The sequence below is a fragment of the Microvirga mediterraneensis genome, assembly GCF_013520865.1.
GTDB classification, from domain to species: Bacteria; Pseudomonadota; Alphaproteobacteria; order Rhizobiales; family Beijerinckiaceae; genus Microvirga; species Microvirga mediterraneensis.
The window spans coordinates 2167519-2187894 of record NZ_JACDXJ010000001.1 but is presented as its reverse complement, the minus strand read 5'-3'; the positions used below and the strand labels follow the sequence as shown (position 1 = coordinate 2187894).

Annotated in this window: 18 protein-coding genes; 9 read left to right on the top strand and 9 right to left on the bottom strand. The window is 64.8% G+C overall.

All coding sequences use genetic code 11. The features are described 5' to 3' along the window. Window position 1: 1 nt before the first annotated feature. From H0S73_RS10205 to H0S73_RS10185, 5 genes are all read right to left on the bottom strand, one after another. Entirely contained in the window at window positions 2-838 is an 837-nt protein-coding gene (locus tag H0S73_RS10205; RefSeq protein ID WP_181052069.1) for an enoyl-CoA hydratase family protein, read from the bottom strand. After that, on the bottom strand, window positions 835-1344 hold the full coding sequence (locus H0S73_RS10200; RefSeq protein ID WP_181052068.1) for a MarR family winged helix-turn-helix transcriptional regulator: 510 nt from the start codon (window positions 1342-1344) through the stop codon (window positions 835-837). The genes H0S73_RS10205 and H0S73_RS10200 overlap by 4 nt, the downstream gene beginning before the upstream one ends. Before the next feature lie 2 nt (window positions 1345-1346). After that, entirely contained in the window at window positions 1347-2114 is a 768-nt protein-coding gene (locus H0S73_RS10195) for an SDR family NAD(P)-dependent oxidoreductase (protein ID WP_181052067.1), read from the bottom strand. Window position 2115: 1 nt separating this feature from the next. Beyond that, on the bottom strand, window positions 2116-4470 hold the full coding sequence (locus tag H0S73_RS10190) for a bifunctional salicylyl-CoA 5-hydroxylase/oxidoreductase (protein ID WP_181052066.1): 2355 nt from the start codon (window positions 4468-4470) through the stop codon (window positions 2116-2118). Between the two features lie 71 nt (window positions 4471-4541). After that, window positions 4542-6191, bottom strand: a complete 1650-nt coding sequence (locus tag H0S73_RS10185) for a benzoate-CoA ligase family protein (RefSeq protein ID WP_181052065.1) — start codon at window positions 6189-6191, stop codon at window positions 4542-4544. Between the two features lie 89 nt (window positions 6192-6280). Here H0S73_RS10185 and H0S73_RS10180 point away from each other — a divergent pair, with 89 nt between their 5' ends. The 7 genes from H0S73_RS10180 (at window position 6281) to H0S73_RS10150 (ending at window position 12123) form a co-directional block, all read left to right on the top strand. Further along, window positions 6281-6478 (top strand): hypothetical protein, encoded by a 198-nt coding sequence (locus H0S73_RS10180; RefSeq protein ID WP_181052064.1) that lies wholly within the window; start codon window positions 6281-6283, stop codon window positions 6476-6478. Between the two features lie 111 nt (window positions 6479-6589). Then, a complete protein-coding gene (locus tag H0S73_RS10175) occupies window positions 6590-7765 on the top strand; it encodes an ABC transporter substrate-binding protein (RefSeq protein WP_181052063.1) in 1176 nt (391 codons plus the stop codon). Between the two features lie 119 nt (window positions 7766-7884). Then, on the top strand, window positions 7885-8805 hold the full coding sequence (locus tag H0S73_RS10170; RefSeq protein ID WP_181052062.1) for a branched-chain amino acid ABC transporter permease: 921 nt from the start codon (window positions 7885-7887) through the stop codon (window positions 8803-8805). Window positions 8806-8812: 7 nt separating this feature from the next. Further along, window positions 8813-9844: a branched-chain amino acid ABC transporter permease gene (locus tag H0S73_RS10165; RefSeq protein WP_181052061.1), complete on the top strand. Its 1032-nt coding sequence runs from the start codon at window positions 8813-8815 to the stop codon at window positions 9842-9844. Beyond that, the gene (locus H0S73_RS10160; RefSeq protein WP_181052060.1) at window positions 9837-10592 is read left to right on the top strand and encodes an ABC transporter ATP-binding protein; all 756 of its coding nucleotides are present in this window, start codon (window positions 9837-9839) and stop codon (window positions 10590-10592) included. Before H0S73_RS10165 ends, H0S73_RS10160 begins: the two co-directional genes overlap by 8 nt. Continuing rightward, on the top strand, window positions 10592-11290 hold the full coding sequence (locus H0S73_RS10155) for an ABC transporter ATP-binding protein (RefSeq protein WP_181052059.1): 699 nt from the start codon (window positions 10592-10594) through the stop codon (window positions 11288-11290). Before H0S73_RS10160 ends, H0S73_RS10155 begins: the two co-directional genes overlap by 1 nt. Before the next feature lie 11 nt (window positions 11291-11301). Next, window positions 11302-12123 carry an alpha/beta hydrolase gene (locus H0S73_RS10150; protein WP_181052058.1) on the top strand — a complete coding sequence of 274 codons (822 nt, stop codon included), beginning with the start codon at window positions 11302-11304 and terminating at the stop codon, window positions 12121-12123. Window positions 12124-12126: 3 nt separating this feature from the next. Here H0S73_RS10150 and H0S73_RS10145 read toward each other — a convergent pair whose 3' ends face one another. Both H0S73_RS10145 and H0S73_RS10140 read right to left on the bottom strand, forming a co-directional pair. After that, window positions 12127-12354, bottom strand: coding sequence for a hypothetical protein (locus H0S73_RS10145; protein WP_181052057.1), 228 nt, complete (start codon window positions 12352-12354; stop codon window positions 12127-12129). A gap of 102 nt (window positions 12355-12456) precedes the next feature. Continuing rightward, entirely contained in the window at window positions 12457-15789 is a 3333-nt protein-coding gene (locus tag H0S73_RS10140; protein WP_181052056.1) for a transcription-repair coupling factor, read from the bottom strand. Window positions 15790-15911: 122 nt separating this feature from the next. On the opposite strand from H0S73_RS10140, the gene H0S73_RS10135 reads away from it, so the two are divergent. Further along, on the top strand, window positions 15912-17324 hold the full coding sequence (locus H0S73_RS10135; RefSeq protein ID WP_181052055.1) for a L,D-transpeptidase family protein: 1413 nt from the start codon (window positions 15912-15914) through the stop codon (window positions 17322-17324). A gap of 130 nt (window positions 17325-17454) precedes the next feature. On the opposite strand, the gene H0S73_RS10130 is transcribed toward H0S73_RS10135, so the two are convergent. Further along, window positions 17455-17769: a hypothetical protein gene (locus H0S73_RS10130; protein ID WP_181052054.1), complete on the bottom strand. Its 315-nt coding sequence runs from the start codon at window positions 17767-17769 to the stop codon at window positions 17455-17457. Between the two features lie 139 nt (window positions 17770-17908). Further along, window positions 17909-18109, bottom strand: a complete 201-nt coding sequence (locus H0S73_RS10125) for a hypothetical protein (protein ID WP_181052053.1) — start codon at window positions 18107-18109, stop codon at window positions 17909-17911. 365 nt (window positions 18110-18474) lie between these two features. On the opposite strand from H0S73_RS10125, the gene H0S73_RS10120 reads away from it, so the two are divergent. Then, window positions 18475-19920 carry a protein adenylyltransferase SelO gene (locus tag H0S73_RS10120; RefSeq protein WP_181052052.1) on the top strand — a complete coding sequence of 482 codons (1446 nt, stop codon included), beginning with the start codon at window positions 18475-18477 and terminating at the stop codon, window positions 19918-19920. The last annotated feature ends 456 nt before the right edge of the window (window positions 19921-20376 follow it).

Below are 20376 nucleotides of genomic sequence, written 5' to 3'. Positions count from 1 at the left end.
GTCAATCTCCTTTGAAGACCGGCTTCTCTTTCGCCGCGAAGGCGCGATAGGCGCGGGCGAAATCTTCCGTGGTCATGCACAGGGCCTGGGCGACCGCTTCCGCCTCGATGGCCTCCTCCACCGACATGGCCCATTCCATGGCGAGCATGCGCTTCGTCATGGTGTTGGCATAGGTCGGTCCGGTGCCGATGGCGCGGGCGAGCTTGCCGGCCTCAGCCGTAAGTTCGGCGGCCTCGACGAGGCGACTGAAGAAGCCCCAGCGCTCGCCCTCCTCGGCGCTCATGAAGCGGCCCGTATAGAGCAATTCCGACGCGCGGCCCTGGCCGATGATGCGCGGGAGGATGGCACAGGCGCCCATGTCGCAACCGGCGAGCCCGACCTTGTTGAACAGGAACGCCACCTTGGCGCCCGGCGCGGCGAGACGCAGATCGGACGCCATGGCCACGATGGCGCCGGCACCCGCGCAGATTCCCTCGACGGCCGCGATGATCGGCTGCGGCGCGGCGCGCATGGCCTTCACCAGCTCGCCCGTCATGCGCGTGAACGCGGTGAGGCCCTTGGTGTCCATCTCGACGAGCGGACCGATGATCTCGAACACGTCGCCGCCGGACGAGAAATTGCCGCCCGCTCCCGTGATGACCACGGCCTTGACGCCTTCGTCTTTGGCGCAGGCATGGAAGAAATCCGTCAGCTCGCGGTAGCTCTCGAAGGTGAGCGGGTTCTTCTTCTCCGGCCGGTTGAGCGTGACCGTCGCAACGGGCCCGTCGACCGAGAGGAGAAAGTGGCGCGGTTCGTAGCCCGACAGCGGCAGGGTGACGGGATTGGCGAATTGCGTCACTGGTCGTCTCCCATGATGGCCCGGCGGGCGGACAGCTTGGTCTTGGCGAGAAGCCGCATGAGGTCGTTGCGGTCCTTGGGCGTAAGATCGCCGAAGAGATCGGCGATCCAATGCTCGTGCTCGCCCGCCATGATCCTGAATTCGGTGCGGCCTTCCTCGGTCAGGCTGATCACCACGGCGCGCCGGTCCGTGGGCGATACGGTTCTCACCACATGGCCGGAGGCGACGAGCCGGTCGACGAGGCCCGTGAGATTGCCGTTCGACACCATCATCCGCCGCGAGAGATCGGACAGCATCATGCCGTCCGTCGCCTTGTCGAGCTGCGCCATCAGGTCGAAGCGGGGCAGCGTCACGTCGAAGCGCTCGCGCAGGCGGCGGCGCACTTCGCCCTCGATCAGCGTCGAGCAGGTGAGAAGCCGCAGCCACAGGCGCAACTCCTCGCGGTGATCCTCGGGCTGTTCGACGGCCTTGGTCTCCGCGTCGAGGGGAATGGCTTGGTCGTCCATGGTCAGAGTTCTCCACCGGCCACCACGATGGCCTGCCCCGTCACGGAGCGCGCGCCATCGCCGCACAGCCATAGCACCGCATCGGCAATCTCCGAAGGATCGATCAAGCGCCCCTGCGGGTTGTGCTTCACGAGTTCGCCGAGCGCCTCGTCGCGGCTTCTGTTGGTTTTCGCCATGATGCGATCCAGGCTCTCGGCCACGAGATCGGTATCGGTGAATCCAGGACAGACCGCATTGACCGTGACGCCGGTCTTCGCCGTTTCGAGCGCGAGCGCGCGAACGAGGCCGATGACCGCGTGTTTGGCCGCGCAATAGGCGCTCACATAGGGATAGCCCTTGAGCCCCGCCGTGGAAGCCACGGCGACGATGCGCCCGAAGCCGCGCTCCGTCATGGAGCCGAGCACCGCCTGGGCCATGTTGGTGACGCCGAGCAGGTTTACGTCCAGCATCTGCCGGAATACATCGGGCCCCGATTTCATGAAGGGCGCGGAGGCGGCCGCGCCTGCATTGGCGATCATCAGGTCGACGGGACCATAGCGGTCGACCGCCTCGCGCACGGCCCGCTGCACGACCGATGCATCGGTGACGTCCGCGATGGCGGCCGCGTGGGCGGCGCCCTGCACGATCGCCTGTTCGAGCGCGGCGGGATTGCGCCCGACGACAGTGACGGAGGCGCCGGCCTTTACGAGCGATGCCGCGATGGCGCGGCCGATCCCGCGACCGCCGCCGGTCACCAGGGCATGACGCCCTTTGAGACTTGTCAGGGTCATGTCATTCCGCCGCGAGAGGCTTCTCTCCGGCCTCCATCTTCAGCTCCGCCCGGGTCTTGGGCTTCGCCTTCACCTTGAGCTCTTCCAGGTCCTGCCGGTCGCGCACGGAATTGCGGAAGATCTGGTCCTTGCCCATGAGATATTGCGGCGGGCAATGGATGTCCTTCGCGCCGTACCAGGCCGCCGCCTTCATGGTGAAGAACGGATCGACCAGATGCGGACGGCCGAGCGCCACGAGATCCGCGCGGCCCGCCGCCAGGATCGTGTTCACCTGATCGGCCGCCGTGATGTTGCCGACGCACATGGTGGCGACCTGAGCCTCGTTGCGCACCTGATCGGAGAAGGGCGTCTGGAACATGCGACCGTAGATCGGCCGCGCCTCGCGCACGGTCTGGCCTGTCGAGACGTCGACGAGGTCGACGCCGTGCTCGGAGAACGCCCGGGCGATCTCGACCGCGTTGTCGCCCGTGATCCCGCCCTCCGCCCAATCGGTCGCGGAGATTCGCACCGACATGGGCTTGTGCGCGGGCCAGGCTTCGCGCATGGCGTCGAACACTTCGAGCGGGAAGCGCAGGCGGCTCTCCAGGGATCCGCCGTATTCGTCCGTGCGGCGGTTGGTGAGCGGCGACAGGAAGCTCGCCATCAGGTAGCCGTGAGCGCAGTGCAGTTCGAGCATGTCGAACCCGGCCCGCTCGCCGCGCCGGGCGGCATCGGCGAATTGCGCCTTGATGAGATCCATGTCGGCGCGCGTCGCCTCGCGCGGCACGGGGCTGTCCGGGAAATAGGGGATGGGCGACGCGGAGCAGATGTCCCAGGCCCCCTCCTCCAGGGGCCGGTCCATGCCCTCCCACATGAGCTTGGTCGCGCCCTTGCGTCCGGAATGTCCGAGCTGCAGGCAGAACTTCGCGGCCGAATTAGCGTGGATGTAATCGACGATCCGCTTCCAGGCGGCTTCCTGCTCGTCGTTCCACAGGCCGGTGCAGCCGAGTGTGATGCGCGCTTCCGGCGACACGCAGGTCATCTCCGTGAAGACGAGCCCCGCGCCGCCCATGGCGCGTGCGCCGTAATGCACGAGATGAAAGTCGCCCGGCACGCCGTCCTTGGCCGAGTACATGTCCATCGGCGAGACCACGACGCGGTTTTCAACCACCATCTCTCGCAGGCGGAAGGGCTGGAACATCGGCGCGCTCGGGTTCTCGACCGAAACGTCGAAGCCGGACTTGCGCACCTGCCGGGCGAACGTCTTGTCCACATCGGCCACGAAGTCGGGCGCGCGCAGGCGCAGGTTGTCGTAGGTGATCGCCTTCGCGCGGGTCATGACCCCGAAGGCGAACTGCACCGGGTCGAAATCCCAGAAGCGCGCCACGTGCTCGAACCAGACCAGGGACACGTCGGCCGCGTGCTGGGTCTTCTCGACCTCCTCGCGCCGTCCGGTCTCGTAGAGCGACAGCGCGCCCTCGACGCTCGGATCGCGGCGGAGGGATTCATAGAGCGCGATGGCATCTTCCATCGCGAGCTTCGTGCCCGACCCGATGGAGAAATGCGCCGACGCCTTGGCGTCGCCGAGCAGCACCTTATTGCCCATGACCCAGCGCTTGTTGCGGATCATCGGGAAGTTGCGCCAGATCGACCGGTTGGTGAGGATGCGATGGCCGCCGAGGAACCAGCCGAAGATCTTCTCCATGAGCGCCGCCGACTCGGCCTCGCTCTTGTCCTTCAGCCCCGCCCGCTCGAACGTCTCGGGATCGGTCTCGAACACCCAGGTCGAGCGGTTCGCCTCGTATTGGTAGGCATGGGCGATGAACGGCCCCCACTCGGTTTCCTGGAAGATGAAGGTGAAGGCGTCGAGGGGCTTGGTGGAGCCCATCCAGGTGAACTTGTTGGGGCGCAGATCCACCTCCGGCTGGAAGTGGTCCGCATAGCGCTCCCGGAAGCGGCTGTTGATGCCGTCGGCTACGACCACGAGGTCCGCATCGGCGAAAAGGCTCTCGTCGTCCACGTCGACTTCGTAGCGCAGGCTGACGCCGAGCTCCTCCGCGCGGTCCTGCAGGATCAGGAGCAGCGTGCGGCGCGAGCAGCCGCAGAAGCCGTTGCCGCCGATCCGATGCTCGGTGCCGCGGAAGTGGATGGCGATGTCGTCCCAATAGGCGAATTCCCGCACGATCCGCTGGTAGCTCGGCAGGTCGTATCTCTCGAAATTGTCGAGCGTCGCATCGGAGAATACGACGCCGAAGCCGAACGTCTCGTCGGCCCGGTTGCGCTCATAGACCGTGATGTCGGATTCCGGCCGAAGCTTCTTCAGCAGGATCGCGAAATAGAGCCCCGCGGGGCCGCCGCCGATGATCGCCGTCTTCATGAGATTCCTACCCGAGGCACTGCGCCGATTGTTTTAAGCTTAAAATAATTTCCACACAAGCCGGAAGAGCGTCACGCGCTCATCGCCTCCTGGTGGCTGTCGACGTCCTGGGCGATCCGCCGCAGCTCGAAGCGCTGCAGCTTGCCGGTCTGGGTACGCGGCAGGGCCTCCACGAATTCGATGAGGCGCGGGTACTTGTAGGGCGCGATCTCGGCCTTCACGTGATCCTGCAGCACCTTCGTCAATTCGGGTCCCGGTGCGTGGCCGGAACGAAGCACCACATAAGCCTTGACCACCGTGCCGCGTCCGTCGTCGGGAGCCCCGACCACGCCGCATTCGGCGACGGCCGGATGGGTGAGAAGCGCGGCCTCGACTTCCGGCCCCGCGATGTTGTAGCCCGCCGAGATGATCATGTCGTCGGAGCGGGCCTGGTACCAGAAGTACCCGTCCTCATCCATGAGGTAGGTGTCGCCGGTGATGTTCCAGCCGTCCTGCACGTATTTGCGCTGCCGCTCGTCCGCGAGATAGCGGCACCCCGTCGGCCCGCGCACGGCCAGGCGGCCGATGCTGCCGGGCGGGAGGTCGCGCCCCTCCTCGTCGACGACCTTCGCCTCGTAGCCTGGAACGGGCTTGCCGGTCGCGCCGGGCCGGATCTCGTCCTCCGTCGCGGCGATGAAGATGTGCAGCATCTCGGTGGCGCCTATCCCGTCCATGAGCCGGATCCTCGTCGCAGCCTTCCAAGCCTCGAACGTGCCCTTGGGCAGCGGTTCGCCGGCCGACACGCATTTGCGCAAGGAAGAGATGTCGTAGCCTTCGAGCTTCGACAGCATGGCGCGGTAAGCGGTCGGCGCCGTGAAGCAGATGGTGGCCTTGTACTGCATGATGGCAGGCAGAAGATCGTCGGGCCCGGCCTTCTCCAGCAGCACGGTCGAGGCGCCGACGCGCATGGGGAACAGCACGATGCCGCCGAGACCGAAGGTGAAGGCGAGCGGCGGCGAGCCGATGAAGCGATCGCTCGCCTCGGGGCGCAGGACGTTCCGCCCATAGCCGTCGCAGATCGCCAGCATGTCCCGGTGGAAATGCATGGTCCCCTTCGGCTCGCCGGTCGTGCCGGAGGTGAAGCCGATCAGGCAGACATCGTCCGCCGCCGTGTCGACCGCCGTGAAATCCGGCGAAGCCTCGGCCATCAGCGTCTCGAGGCTGTCGGGCTTGCCCGAGCCCCAATAGACCACATGCCGCAGGCCGGGCGCCATCGCCCTGGCGCGCTCCATCTCGTCCGCGAGGCGGTGGTCGCACAACGCGATGGTGATCTGCGCCTTGTTCAGCGGATAGGCGATCTCCTTGGCGCGCAGCAACGGCATGGTCGCGACGACGACGCCGCCGGCCTTGAGGACCGCCAGATAGGCCGCCACCATCATGGGGTTGTTGGCCGAGCGGAGCAGCACGCGATTGCCCGGCACGAAGCCGAGCTTGTGGACCAGCACGTTGCAGATGCGGTTCACCCGCTCCTGCAGGGCGCGATAGGTCAGGGTTTCCGCCGGGCTGATGATGCAGGGCTCATCGCCCCGGCCCTCGTCGACCCAGCGATCGAGGAAGGCCACGGCGCAGTTGAGCCTTTCGGGATAGTGAAGCTCGGGACGGGTGAACTGGAATGTCGGCCATTGGTCCCGAGGCGGAAGATTGTCCCTCGCAAAGGTATCCACATGCGCCGTATCCGCCATCGTCCGCTCCTCTGTTTTATTGTGCGTCAGGAGAGACGGAGCGCCGTCGGCTTGGCAGGGTCGGAAGCAGGTCATTGCAGATCCGCGCCATGGCGAACCTCGTATCGCTGCCCGTCCACCGCCAGTCACGCGCTCGTCATTTCGCCTGCCTTCCTCTGCGTAACAATCCGCTTGAAGAACCGGAAAAATATTTTAATCTTAAAATAATCCTTGGCAATCCCAAAGATTGGGCAAAGACTGGGGATGCCGGGACGAAAGCTCCGACAAAGGGAGTGTTCGGCACATAAGTTTTACGGCAGAGTATCGCCGACTTGTCCGTCGAGGCATCGCATGCCCCGCCGGAAACAATCACGCAGCACAGCCAATGTGCGCAGGGAACAGCCACTCGGGAGACTATGATGAAGGTGACGATCAAAACCCTTGGCCTTGCAGCGGCCGTCGGCTTGGCCGCGGCTCCGGCCATGGCGCAGGAGAAGCTGAAGGTCGGCCTGCTGCTGACCCTCTCCGGCCCATCGGCCGTGCTCGGCCAACATGCCCGCGACGGCTTCCAGCTCGCCGTGAAGGATTTGGGCGGCAAGCTCGGTGGACGGGATGTGGACGTCATCGTCGTCGACGACGAGCTGAAGCCCGACGTGGCGGTGACGAAGGTGAAGGGCCTCCTGGAACGCGACAAGGTCGACTTCGTCGTCGGCCCGATCTTCTCAAACGTGGCAGTCGCAACCCAGAAGCCGATCGTCGACGCCAAGACCTTCTACATCAGCGTGAATGCGGGCCCGTCGAACCTCGCGGGCAAGAGCTGCAGCCCGTACTTCTTCGCCACCTCCTACCAGAACGACCAGAACCACGAGGTTCTCGGCAAGGTCGCGCAGGACCGCGGCTACAAGAAGGTCTATCTGCTGGCGCCGAACTACCAGGCCGGCAAGGACGCGCTCGCCGGGTTCAAACGCCACTACAAGGGCGAGATCGTCGAGGAATCCTACATTCCGCTCAACACGCTCGATTTCCAGTCCGAGCTCGCCAAAATCGCCTCCATGCAGCCCGACGCGATCTTCACCTTCATGCCGGGCGGCATGGGCGTGAACCTCGTCAAGCAATACCGCGCCGCCGGCCTTGCCGACCGCATTCCGTTCCTGTCCGCCTTCACGGTCGACGAGACGAACCTGCCCGCGCAGCAGGACGCCGCCATCGGCATGCTCAGCGGCTCGAACTGGGCTCCGAACATGGACAATCCGGCGAACAAGAAGTTCGTCGCGGCCTACGAGGCGGCCTACAACACGATCCCCGCCTCCTATGCCATGCATTCCTACGACGCGGCCCTGCTGATCGACTCGGCGCTGAAGGCGACCGGCGGCAAGACCGACGACAAGGAAGCCCTGCGCGCCGCCATCAAGAAGGCCGACTTCAAGTCGCTGCGCGGCGACTTCAAGTTCGGCGCCAACGGCTTCCCGATCCAGGACTTCTACCTCGTGAAGGCGGCCAAGCGCGCCGACGGCAAGCTGGAGACGGAGATCGTCGAGAAGGTGTTCGACGACTACACCGACGCCTATGCCAAGGAATGCAGCGCCACGAACTGAGGCGCTCCGCAGTGGGATCGATCCGCCTGATCGGGTAGATCGATCCTTTTTCTTGACGCCATCATCATGGTGCCTTCGCACGAAGGCGCCCGAGCAGGCCTGCCGCCAGTGACGTGCCGATGAACGCAACACTCCTCTTCGTCCAGGCTCTGAACGGCCTTCAGTTCGGCCTCATCCTTTTTCTCATCGCCGCCGGGCTCACGCTGGTGTTCGGGGTGATGGACTTCATCAATCTCGCACATGGCGTGCAGTACATGGTTGGCGCCTATCTGGTGGCGGCTTTCAGCGCCTGGACCGGAAGTTTCGGGTGGGCGCTGCTGCTCGCCCTGCCCTCCGCGCTGGCTTTCGGCCTTCTGCTCGAAATGCTGGTCTTCAGGCATCTCTACGACCGGGATCACCTGGACCAGGTCCTCGCCACATTCGGCGTGATCCTGTTCTTGAACCAAGGCGTCAAGTTCGTCTGGGGCGCCGCTCCCCTGAGCGTTCCCGTTCCCGCCCTGCTCTCGGGTTCGGTGGAGATCGCGAGCGGGCTGCTCTATCCGGTCTATCGCCTCGCGATCATCGCGGCGGGGCTCGTGGTCGCCGGCCTGCTCTATGTCCTGGTGAACCACACGCGCGTCGGCATGCTGGTGCGGGCCGGCGCCAGCAACGCCGCCATGGTGTCGGCGCTCGGCGTCAACATCCAGAGGCTGTTCATGATCGTGTTCGGCTTCGGCGCCATGCTGGCGGGCTTCGCGGGCGCGATGGTGGCGCCGATCCTCTCGGTCGAGCCGGGCATGGGCGACAACATTCTGATCCTCGCCTTCGTGGTGATCGTGATCGGCGGCATCGGGTCGATCCGCGGGGCGTTTCTCGCAGCCCTCCTGATCGGGCTCGTGGACACGGTCGGACGCAGCTTCGCGCCGAACCTGTTGCGCCTCTTTCTCGACCCCGCCGCCGCGAGTCAGACCGGCCGCGCCATCGCCCCGATGCTGATCTACATCTTCATGGCCGCGGTGCTGTTCTTCCGTCCCTCCGGCCTGTTCCCCGTGAAGCGCTAGGGTGCCAATGACCGAACTCGCCGAAACACCCTCCGCCCCCATGCCATCGCTCTCCACACGGTTCGAGATCGTCCCCGTCGTTCTCTTCGCCGCCTTCGCGGCGGCGCCATTGCTCGCCACCTATTCGGGCGCAGAGGGCTATGTCCTGTCCCTGCTGACGCGGGTGATGATCTTCGGCATCGCCGCCATGGCGCTCGACCTCATCCTCGGCTACGGCGCGCTCGTGAGCTTCGGCCACGCGGCCTTCCTGGGGCTCGGCGGCTATACGGTCGGCATCCTGGCGAGCCACGGCATCGAGGATATCCTCGTGCAGGTTCCCGTGGCACTTGCCGCCTCGGCTGTCTTTGCCTTGATCACCGGGGCGATCTCGCTGCGGACCAAGGGTGTCTATTTCATCATGATTACCCTGGCTTTCGGGCAGATGCTCTACTTCCTCGCCACGTCGCTCGCGGCCTATGGCGGCGACGACGGCATGACCCTGTCCTCGCGCAGCCTCCTGGCCGGAACGAACGTCCTGAAGAACGACTTCACCTTCTACTGGGTCTGCCTGCTCTGCCTTCTCGGAGCCTATGCGTTCTCGCGCTCCGTCGTGGCGTCCCGGTTCGGGCGCGTCCTGCGCGGCACGCGGGAGAACGCCATCCGCATGGAAGCCATCGGCTTCCAGCCCTTCCGCTTCCAGCTCGCCGCCTATGTCATCAGCGGCATGCTCGCGGGGCTCGCCGGTTGCCTGCTGGCGAACCAGGCCGAGTTCGTCAGCCCGGCCTTCATGACGTGGCAGCGCTCCGGCGAGCTGATCTTCATGGTCGTGCTCGGCGGCCTCGGCTCCCTGCATGGCGCGATCATCGGCGCGGCCGCCTTCCTGCTCCTGGAGGAGTTCCTGCCGGAAATCCTGCATTCCTTAAGCTTCTTCCTGAGCGAGGAAGCCCGCTCCCATCTCGCCGAGAACTGGAAGATGGTGTTCGGTCCCCTGCTCATCCTGATCGTCCTGTTCGCCAGGGGCGGGATCATGGGCCTACTGCGGAGGTCGCACCATGACTGAGCCGCTTCTCGAACTCCGCAACCTGCGCAAGGCCTACGGCGCCCTCGTCGTCACCGACGACGTCAGTCTGTCCATTCGACCCGGCGAGCTGCACGCGATCATCGGCCCCAACGGGGCGGGCAAGACGACGCTGATCCACCAGATCTCCGGCACCCTGGCGTCGAATTCCGGATCCGTCCTGTTCGGCGGCGAGGACGTGACGCAGCTCTCGATGCCGCAGCGCGTCCGGCGCGGGCTTGCGCGGTCGTTCCAGATCACGTCGATCCTCCCGGGTTTCTCCGCATTGGAGAACGTCGCCATGGCCGTCCAGGCGCGGTCGGGATCAAGCTTCCGCCTCTTCGGCCAGGCCGCGCACGAGAAGGCCCTGAACGAGCCTGCCATGGAGTGCCTCGCACAGGTCAACCTCGCGGGGCGCGCGCATGTCCCGGCGGGCCTGTTGTCCCATGGCGAGAAGCGCCAGCTCGAACTCGCCATCGGCCTTGCGACCGCACCGAAGCTGCTTCTCCTCGACGAGCCGCTGGCCGGCACCGGCCACGAGGAATCCCAGCGTGTCGTCGAGACCCTGCGGCGCCTCAAGGAGCGCCTCACCATCGTACTGATCGAGCACGACATGGATGCGGTCTTCTCCCTCGCCGACCGCGTCTCCGTGCTCGTCTACGGTCGCGTGATCGCCACCGATACGCCCGAGCGGATCCGGGAGAATCCCGAGGTCCGCGCCGCCTATCTCGGCGAAGAGGAGATGGTCTGATGCTCTCCGTCCGACAGCTCCAGGCGTCCTACGGCGCTGCGCAGGTGCTCTTCGACGTCTCGCTCGAGGTCAAGGCAGGCGAGGTGGTGACGCTCATCGGCCGCAACGGGATGGGCAAGACGACCACCATTCGCTCGATCATGGGCCTGCTGCGTCCGCGCGGCGGCGAGGTGCGCTTCGACGGAGCGGCCGTGACGGGGCTCGCGCCCTATCGCATCGCGAAGACGGGCATCGGCCTCGTGCCCGAAGGCCGGCAGATCTTTCCGACCCTGACCGTGGAAGAGAACCTCGTCGCGACGGCTTCGAACCGAACCGGCTCCGGCCGCTGGACGCTGGATGCGGTCTACGACCTGTTCCCGCGTCTCAAGGAGCGCCGCAGCAACCTGGGCACGCAGCTCTCCGGCGGCGAGCAGCAGATGCTGGCCGTCGGACGCGCGCTCATGACCAACCCGAAGCTGCTGATCCTCGACGAGGCCACCGAAGGCCTGGCACCGCTGATCCGCGCGGAGATCTGGACCTGCCTCAAGCGCCTCAAGGGCGAGCGCCAGTCGATTCTCGTGATCGACAAGAACATCGGCGCGCTGGCCAGCTTCGCCGACCGGCACGTGATCATCGAGAAGGGCCGCTCAGTCTGGACGGGAACGAGCGAGGAGCTCATGACCGATACGAGCCTCAAGGACCGTTACCTCCACGTGTAAGGACAACCGCGATGGCCGCCGAAGACCTCGACCTGGAGGCCGAGTACAACAACCGGGCGCGCGTGCCCGAACATCCGGTTCACATCGCAGGCTGGCAGCGGGATTCCGCCGCCTACCGGGAGAGTGCCCGCTGCGAGCTGGATCTTTCCTACGGGCCGGGCGAACGGAACCGGCTGGACCTCTTCCATCCGCAGGGCGGCGATGCCGGCGGCCCGGTGGTGCTGTTCATCCATGGCGGCTATTGGCAGGCGCTCGACAAATCCACGTCGAGCCATCTGGCACGCGGCGCCAACGAGCGCGGGCTGACGGTCGCGATCCCGAGCTATACCCTCGCGCCCGCCGCCACGCTGGCCGCCATCGTGGCCGAGATCGAGACTGCGGCCGATTTCGTCATCGAGCGTCTGGGCCGCCCCCTCGTCCTGAGCGGCCATTCGGCCGGCGGACACCTGGCCGCATGCCTCATGGCGCGGCCCGATGCGCTGCGGAGGCCCGTCCGTGCCGCCATGCCGATCTCCGGACTTTTCGACCTGCCGCCGCTGGTGCCGACCTCGATCAACAAGGCTCTCGGCCTCTCCCTGGAGGAGGCGCGCTCTTTAAGTCCGTTGGAGTGGGCCCCTCCCACGAGCGGACATCTCATCGCCGTCGTCGGCGGTGCGGAAAGCAGCGAATTCCTGCGCCAGTCCCGCGCCATCGTAGAGCGGTGGGGACAGGCAGGCGTGGCGACGCGCTACCATGAGGTGCCGGGAGCGCATCACTTCGACGTTATCGCCGGTCTGGCGAATCCCAACGACCCGCTCGTGGACATGTTCGTGGAACTGTCGGCGGACGCTTGAATCTCAGCTGTCCCGCTTCAACTGTTCGACCACGCCCTGGCTCATATAGGGATGGCCCGCTTCGTTGAGTGCCCGGTCGAGGGCCTCGATGGCGATGAGGATCTTCGTAAGCTCTTCAGCCAGATCGACGGAGGGAAGTGGTGCCTCGGAAATCTGCCGCGTCATCTCCCTGCGCCGTTTCACGAGGCTCTCGCGCGCGGCATTCAGCTCCTGGATTTCCTCGGACGTCATAGGCTCCTCACGATCAACATTGTCATCAGTATCAAGTTTTTTAGGCCGGATCCGTTCACGCCGCATCGGCGCGACGGAGATGGTGGCTGTTCCAAGTTCGCCTCATCGCGACAGCGTATCCAGCAGGTCGATGATCCTCTCATGGCGCTCCTCGGCCTGCTCGCTTGAGATCGAGCAGACGAGGCGCTCCTTGCTCCAACGGAGCCCTCCCCGGGAAGCGGCGATCCTTGCCTTCAGGGAGGGCTTCTCGGCCGATCCGGGCCGGAAGGTCAAGGCAATGGCCTGCGGCCCCGCATCGATGCGGGCGATCCCCAGGTTCCGGCACGCTTGGCGCAGATGCGCGAGCCTCAGGAGGTTCCGGACGGGTTCCGGGATGGAGCCGAAGCGGTCCTCGATCTCGGCCTCGAGCTCGTCGATGCTCTCGGATAGGTCGAACCGTGCGAGCCGGGCATGGAGATTGATCCGCATCTCAGGCTCGCTGACATAAGTTTCCGGAATGGCGCCGGACAGCCCGATATTGAGCTCAGGCGTCCAGTCGTCGTCCAGGCTCTCCCCGCGCAGAGCGTGCGCAAGCATGTGTTGATAAAGATCTGTACCGATCAGCTTGACGTGGCCGGCCTGCTCCTCGCCGAGCAGCGCCCCTGCGCCGCGCTGATCGAGATCCTGCGCGCTGATGGCGAAACCCGCTCCCAGCCTGTCGAGGGCCGCCAGCGTCCTCAGGCGCCTCTCCGTCGCTTTCGGAAGCTCCTGGCCGGGCTCCGTCAGCAGATAGGCCGTTCCCCGGACGCGCCCTCTTCCGACGCGCCCCCGAAGCTGATGCAACTGCGCCATGCCGAAGCGATCCGCGCGCCACACCAGCATGGTGTTGGCGCGGGGGACATCGAGGCCGCTCTCGATGATATTGGTGGAGAGAAGGACATCCCCCTCCCCGTCGGCGAAGCGCACCATCACGTCGTCCGTCTCGGCGGGCGGCATCTGTCCGTGAGCCACCATGACGTCCAGTTCCGGAACGAGCTTCGCCAGCCGCTCACGCATGGGCTCGATATCCTCGACCCGGGAGCAGACGACGAAGCTCTGGCCCCTGCGCCGCCGCTCGCGCATGAGCGCATCGCGCACGCTGGCCGGATCGAAGGGCGTCAGGAACGTGCGGATCGGCTGGCGGCGCGCGGGCGGCGTCGCGATGATGCTCAGCTCCTGCAATCCGACCAGCGCGGATTGCATCGTCCGGGGAATCGGCGTTGCGGTCAGCGTCAGCACATGAGCTTGCGCCGACAATTCCCTGAGCTTGTTCTTGTGCGCCGTTCCGAACCGCTGTTCCTCGTCTATCACGACGAGCCCGAGATCCTTGAACGTCACGCCTTTTGCTGCGAGCGCATGCGTACCGATGACGACGCGGATCGACCCGTCGGCCAATCCCTTCTTCACCGCCCGCGCTTGGGCCGGCGGCGCGAGACGGGAAAGATGCGCGATCTCGATCCCCAAACCCGCGAAACGCCTTTCGAAGCTGCGCACATGCTGGCGCGCCAGCACGGTCGTCGGAGCGATGACGGCCACCTGCTTGCCCGACAGCGCAACGGCGGCGACGGCGCGCAGGGCGACCTCCGTCTTGCCGAATCCGACATCGCCGCAGACCAGCCGGTCCATCGCCCGGCCCGATGAAAGATCTCCGAGGACGGCCTCGATGGCGGAGATCTGGTCGGCTGTTTCGGAGAACGGGAAGCGGGCGACGAAGCGTTCATACTCGCGTCCTGGCGGCACGAGCGGCTCCAGCTGTCTTGCCCTGCGAGCATCGACGAGGCCGATCAGGTGCCTGGCGGTTTCCGCGATCTCCGTTTCGATCTTCTCGCGGCGCACCTGCCATGCATCGCCTTTCAGCCTGTCCAGCGAAAGGGCATCCGACATCGCACCGTAGCGCCAGACGCGGTCCATCTCCGTCGCGGGGACCAGGAGCGTCGTGTCGGCCGCATAACCGAGCCTGACCGCTTCGCCCTCGCCCGCATCGCCGGCCGTGACGGTCTCGATGCCCTGGAGCACGCCGATTCCATGGTCGATGTGAACGACGGCGTCGCCGATCTGGAACCTCGTATCCGTGAAGCTCAATGCGGCGGAAGCGATCTCTGTCTCCGCAGCGCTGCGAGCACGGCTCCCCAGCACGTCGAAGGCCGTGACGAGCGCGATGCCATCGCGCTCATCGACGAAGCCCCTCTTGATATCGGCCTGCAAGCCGAACCATCCCTGGGAAGGTCCTTCCACGACATCGTTCCATCCATCCACATCGTCCGGTCGCCCGACGGATTGGACCCGTCGCCTGAGCCTCGCCAGGTCCGAGCGGTCCGCCGCAGCCAGGACGATCTTTCGCCCCGCCTCCGTCTGCGCACGCAGGAAATCCGCAAGCGCTTTCGAAGGCCTGGACGAGATCGCGAAATTCGGCACCGCATTCCGAGAGGAATCGTCCGGCGTTACGGCATGAATGTAGACGGTGCGGCGGCTCGACAGGATGTCCGCCCATTCGTCGTCCTGGATGAAAATCCGCTCAGGCGCACCGGGCGATGCTGCCGGCTGGCCCTGCATGCGCAACTTCATCCGATTGTCGTAGGCGTCGGCAGCCTGCTCCATCACGAGCTGCCGCCTCTCCTCGAACTTCGCATCCAGGACGATGGCCGCATCCGGCCAATAATCGAAGATCGTTTCCAGGCGCGGGTAGAATTCAGGCAGACGATGCTCCATGCCGTCGGACCGCTCGAGGGTGGCTTCTCCACCGCCCGCCGCCTGCAGGACCACCTCCGAGGCCGGGCCGATCACGAGATGGTCGACTTCCGCCTCCGTCAATTGAGAGATCGGATCGTAGGAGCGAATGGCCGCGATGGTCCGCCCATCGTGCTCGGCCCGGTAAGGCAACGGGCTGTCGGCCGGAAAGAGATCGATCACCTGCCCCCGGATCGCCGCCTCGCCCGGTTCATCCACCCGCTCATCCAGGATGTACCCGGTGCGGTGCAGATAGTCGCTCAGGGCATCGGTTGAAAACTCTTCGCCTGCGCAAAGCGGGAAGAATGACGTCCTCACCACGTCGCGCGGCGGCACCCGTTGGACGATCGCAGCCGCGCTCGTGATCAGGACACGCGGAGCCATCGCCGGTTCGCTCATCCGCCGCAGAGCCGCCATGCGGCGCCCCATGGCGTCCCGCGACGGCGAAGCGCTGTCGTAGGGAAGACAGTCCCATGGCGGCAGAAGGTCGATATCGAGACCGGGCGCCAGTCCTCGCATGGCCTGCGCCATCTGCTCGGCCCAGCGTTCCCCTCCTGCGACATAAACGACCCCTGCCGGCCCTGCCTCCTTCACCCGGTCGAGCAACCGCACGGCATGAAGCCCCAAGGAGGACGGCAAAGGCAGGTCGATCCGCCTGATATCCTGAGGGGGGAGAGGCTTGGCACGCATGGAACACTCGTTGGCCGGAACGGGGACCGAGGACAACGTCCTTGCCTTGTCCCAGTTGCAGGCCCTCACGGTCACCCTCCCGTTACAGCATTTTGTAAACCAGGAACCTTCATAGTCAGGACATGACCTATGGGAATACACGCTGTCTCTGCTTCGGGCTCGCTCTGCTCTTGGGCTCCACCATCTGGAGTTCTCCGAGCGCCTTCGCGGCTGCCGAAAATCTGTCTTCGGACGCCTCGTCAAAGACTTCGCCGAACGGCTCGACGCCTCCGGTCGGGAGCGTCGCCCCGCCGCCCAAGGGCGCCGCTACAGCACCGGCCAAGCCGCCCGAGAAAGTGGCGCCCACGCCTGTCGCGGCGATCTCGCAGGATCCCCGCCCGACCTTGGACGCCGGCACTTTCATCAACACCATGCGGGCGGCATGGACCTATAAGCGCATCGCCGAGGCGGGAGGGTGGCCGAGCCTCCCCGCGGGCACGGTTCTGAAGAACGGCGACAAGGGCCCGCTCGTCGCGACCCTTCGGCAGCGACTCGCCCTGGAGGGCGACCTCCCGGACAATTCCACGACAAGCACGGGCTTCGACGCGGAACTGGCCAGCGCGGTCAAGCGGTTCCAGGCCCGCCACGGCCTGCCGGAATCCGGCGCGGTGCGGGCGCGAACCCTGGAGGCTTTGAATGTCCCGGCGCTCACGCGCCATCGCCAGCTCACGGCTTCCGCGCAGAGACTGGCAGGCTCCACCTTCGCCTTCGGCGACCGCTATGTGGTGGTGAATATTCCATCCGCCGCCGTCGAAGCGGTCGAGCGTGGACAGGTGGCCCGCCGCTTCGTCGCCATCGCCGGAAAGGTGGATCGTCCCTCGCCGACGGTTGAGACGCGGGTCACCGCCGTCAACATCAATCCCACATGGACGGTGCCGGTTTCCCTGATCAAGAAAGACATCATCCCGCATGTGCGGAAGGATCCCGCTTACCTTGAGAAGATGAAGATTCGCATTCTCGACGCCAAGGGACAGGAGGTCGATCCCAAGACCCTCGACTGGTCGACGGAGAAGGCGGTGAACTACACCCTTCGCCAGGATCCCGGCGCGATCAACTCGCTCGGGCAGATCCGCATCGACATGCCGAACAAGCATGCCGTCTACATGCACGACACGCCCAAGAAGCAGCTCTTCGCGCAGGATGCCCGCTTCCATTCCTCGGGCTGCGTACGCGTGGCCGATGTGACCGATTTCGCCGAATGGCTTCTGCGCGGGACCGGCGGTCAGGCAGGCGCATGGACGCGAGACGGGATCAACACGGCCATCGCCGGCTCGACCCGTCAGGATATCCGTCTCGACAAGCCCGTCCCGGTCGCCTGGGTGTATCTCACCGGCTATGCGACGGCCGATGGCGCGGTGCATTTCCGCGACGATGTCTACGGACTCGACACGCCGAAGAGCAGTCCCCTGCCGGATCCGCAGGTCGTGGATGTTCCCGCGACGGCCTCGATCAAGCCCAAGCCACTGGTCGACGGCGCAAGGGTGACGACGCGCTAGCGCATCGTGCGGACCCGGAGGGCCGCGTCAGCGAAAAGTGGATCCGGTTTTCCGCATCAACGATGCGCTCTTCCAGGAGTGGAGCATCGGAATTGATCCCAAAAGTGGGGCCACTTTTGGGTCCGATGCTCTAGAGGCTCTTCCTGCGCAACAGGCGTCCGGACGACGGAATGGTTGCGCGCGATTTGTGCCATTCGAAGGCGGCGTCCTGGAACAGATCGATCGCCGCGACGGCCTGGGCCCGCATGGCCGCAATCGAAGCCGGGTCGCGCTGGGCGAAGCGGTCTGTCGCGTCGGCCAGCTGCCGGCACCGCTCCTCGACCAGTCGCCGCGCCTCCCGAAGCCGGGAGTTCGGCTCCTCGGGCTTGATCATTCCATCGCAGAAGCTGAGCACGTCCCGGGCAAGGTTCTCGCCGGAATAGAGACCGGAGTAATGATCGATCATGCCGCGGACATATCCAAGAGAATGGCGAATCTCTTGCCGCAAAAGCACCTCGCTGCTCATCGCACCTTCCTGCAATAGGACTTATGTCACCGCCTCGCCGGCAGTGCTGTTGTATGAACTGGAGAGTTCTAAAAAGGTGTTAGCCCGGCTCTGCCGTCTTAGGCGTGGCCGGAACCCTGGGCGGAATCGGAGGAGGCGTCTCGTTGTTCTGCGTCACCGTCAGGCGCGACGACCAGATTCTCTCAAGGACTGGACCGGCAATGATCCCGGCTACGAATGCAAAGGCCACGACGATCAGACCGATCCGGCCGCAAAGGCTCAGCATATCCTTGAATGCCATAAACCTTCCTCCCGTCTTCCTTAACGAAAGAATCCTAGGGGAGCTTTTCGCCGCAGCCAATAGACCAAAGCACAAATTGCGGCATCGACAGCACGACGGCGTTTGAACAACGATCGCGAACGTAAGGAAAAGCAAAGCTTTTTCTGAATAGGAAGCCGTGTAATATTTTAGCTGGCTTCGAGGGCATCTGCTTCTTCATGCCATACCATAATGTGGTATAGTGTTCTATTTGAGATGAATCGTATGACTGCTCGAGAGGCCTTCCCTTGACCGAGCCTCGAAAGCGGCTGCGGCTTGATCCATCCTGACAATTCTGAACATTTCGGACACCCTGGAATTGATCACGAGTTGATCGGATCTCGCACATGCCCATCTCCGCCATCTATCGCGCCTCGACACGTCATCGGGAACTCGGCTCCGATTTTTACGACCTCGTCCGGCCGGCGGAGTTTCCGCAGCACATCCTGCGCTATCGCAACCAGCGCTGGGCCGAGCGGGCGGGACTCGGGTCTCTCAGCGATGAAGAATGGATCGACCATTTCGGACGCTTCGCGCCGCTTCCGGGCAGCTTCGAACAACCCCTCGCCCTGCGCTACCATGGCCACCAGTTCCGGACCTACAATCCGCATCTGGGCGACGGGCGCGGCTTCCTGTTCGCGCAGATCCATGATGCGCAGGACGGCAGGCTTCTCGACCTCGCCACGAAAGGCAGCGGGCAGACGCCCTGGTCGCGCCATGCGGATGGCCGCCTCACCTTGAAGGGCGGCGTGCGCGAAATCCTGGCAACGGAGATGCTCGAAGCACTCGGCGTCGAAACCTCCAAATCCTTCAGCCTGATCGAGACCGGCGAGGAACTCGAACGCGGCGACGAACCCTCGCCCACGCGCTCGTCGGTGCTGGTACGCCTCAGCCACTCGCACATTCGCATCGGAACGTTCCAGCGGCTGCTCTACCTGAACGAAACCGACAACCTCCGCAAGCTCCTCGACTACACGATCCGGACCTACATGCCGCAGATGTGGCGCGAGGATGAGCCCGGCCGCGCCGTCGCCTTTCTCGAAGAGGTATGCCGACGCGTGGCCCGCATGGGCGCACAATGGATGGCGGCGGGCTTCGTGCATGGCGTGCTCAACACCGACAATATCAACGTCACGGGCGAGAGCTTCGACTATGGGCCATGGCGTTTCCTACCTGTCTACGAGCCCGGCTTTACAGCCGCCTATTTCGACGAGACGGGCCTCTACGCCTTCGGCCGGCAGCCCGACACGCTCTTGTGGAATCTGTATCGCCTCGCGGAATGCCTGCTGCCCTTGGCTCCGCAGAGCAACCTCGAGCAGGCCCTCGCCAGTTTCGAGCCCGCGCTTCATCGGGAATTCCCGAGCGCCATCCTGCGTCGCCTCGGCCTGCAATCGAGAGGCTTCGAGCAGGATGGGATGCTCGCCAAAGCCCTGTGGACATTCCTGCACGAGAGCAAGGCACCATTCGAGCAAACGTTCTTCGATTGGCATGGCGGTCGCCTGAGCGCACATCGCGCGGAAAAGAGCCCATCGGCACATTTTTATGCGCAGCCATCCTTCGAGCCGGTCCGCGCGGCTCTTGCCGGTTTCGAACCCGTGGCCCGGGCTCGGCTCGATCACCCTTATTTTGCGCGCCCCGCGCCCTGCACCATGCTGATCGACGAGGTCGAGGCGCTTTGGGCTCCGATTGCTGTCGAAGACGACTGGTCAGATTTTAAGACCAAACTTGTTGAAATCCGCAGCATGGCCGATGCCTACGGCGTGGAAGCTCCAGGCGAAAGAGATGGTGTTTGAGTAAAGCCGAGCTCAGCCGATTCCACCGGGCCTTCTAAGCCCGAGCTTGGAAAAAGTTCCGCCTCCTGGGAAAAGAACTTTTTCCTTTATAACGGAACGCATATTGAGGTTCCGCGTCTTAAAGCCAAGCGAGCCGTCTTGCTACGGCTCATCATCAAAAATGGCTCTATGTAGGTGAACAATGAAGCGTTCATACGCTCTCGCTTTGTCCAGCGCGGCCCTTCTCCTCGCCCTTGGAACTCCGTCCAGCGCCCAGGTTATCGGAACGGGGCAACAATGTGTGCCCGCAGTCGCTGATGCCTCCACGTATCACAATTGTCGACTTCGCATCGTGCAAGGTCAGGAGACCTGCCGCTGTGCCATTCGGCCTCAACAAGCTTTGCGCCGCATGGACCGTCCCATGGATTCTGACCGGTATGGCAGTGTGACTGGATCCATCAACGCTGGTCCCACTGC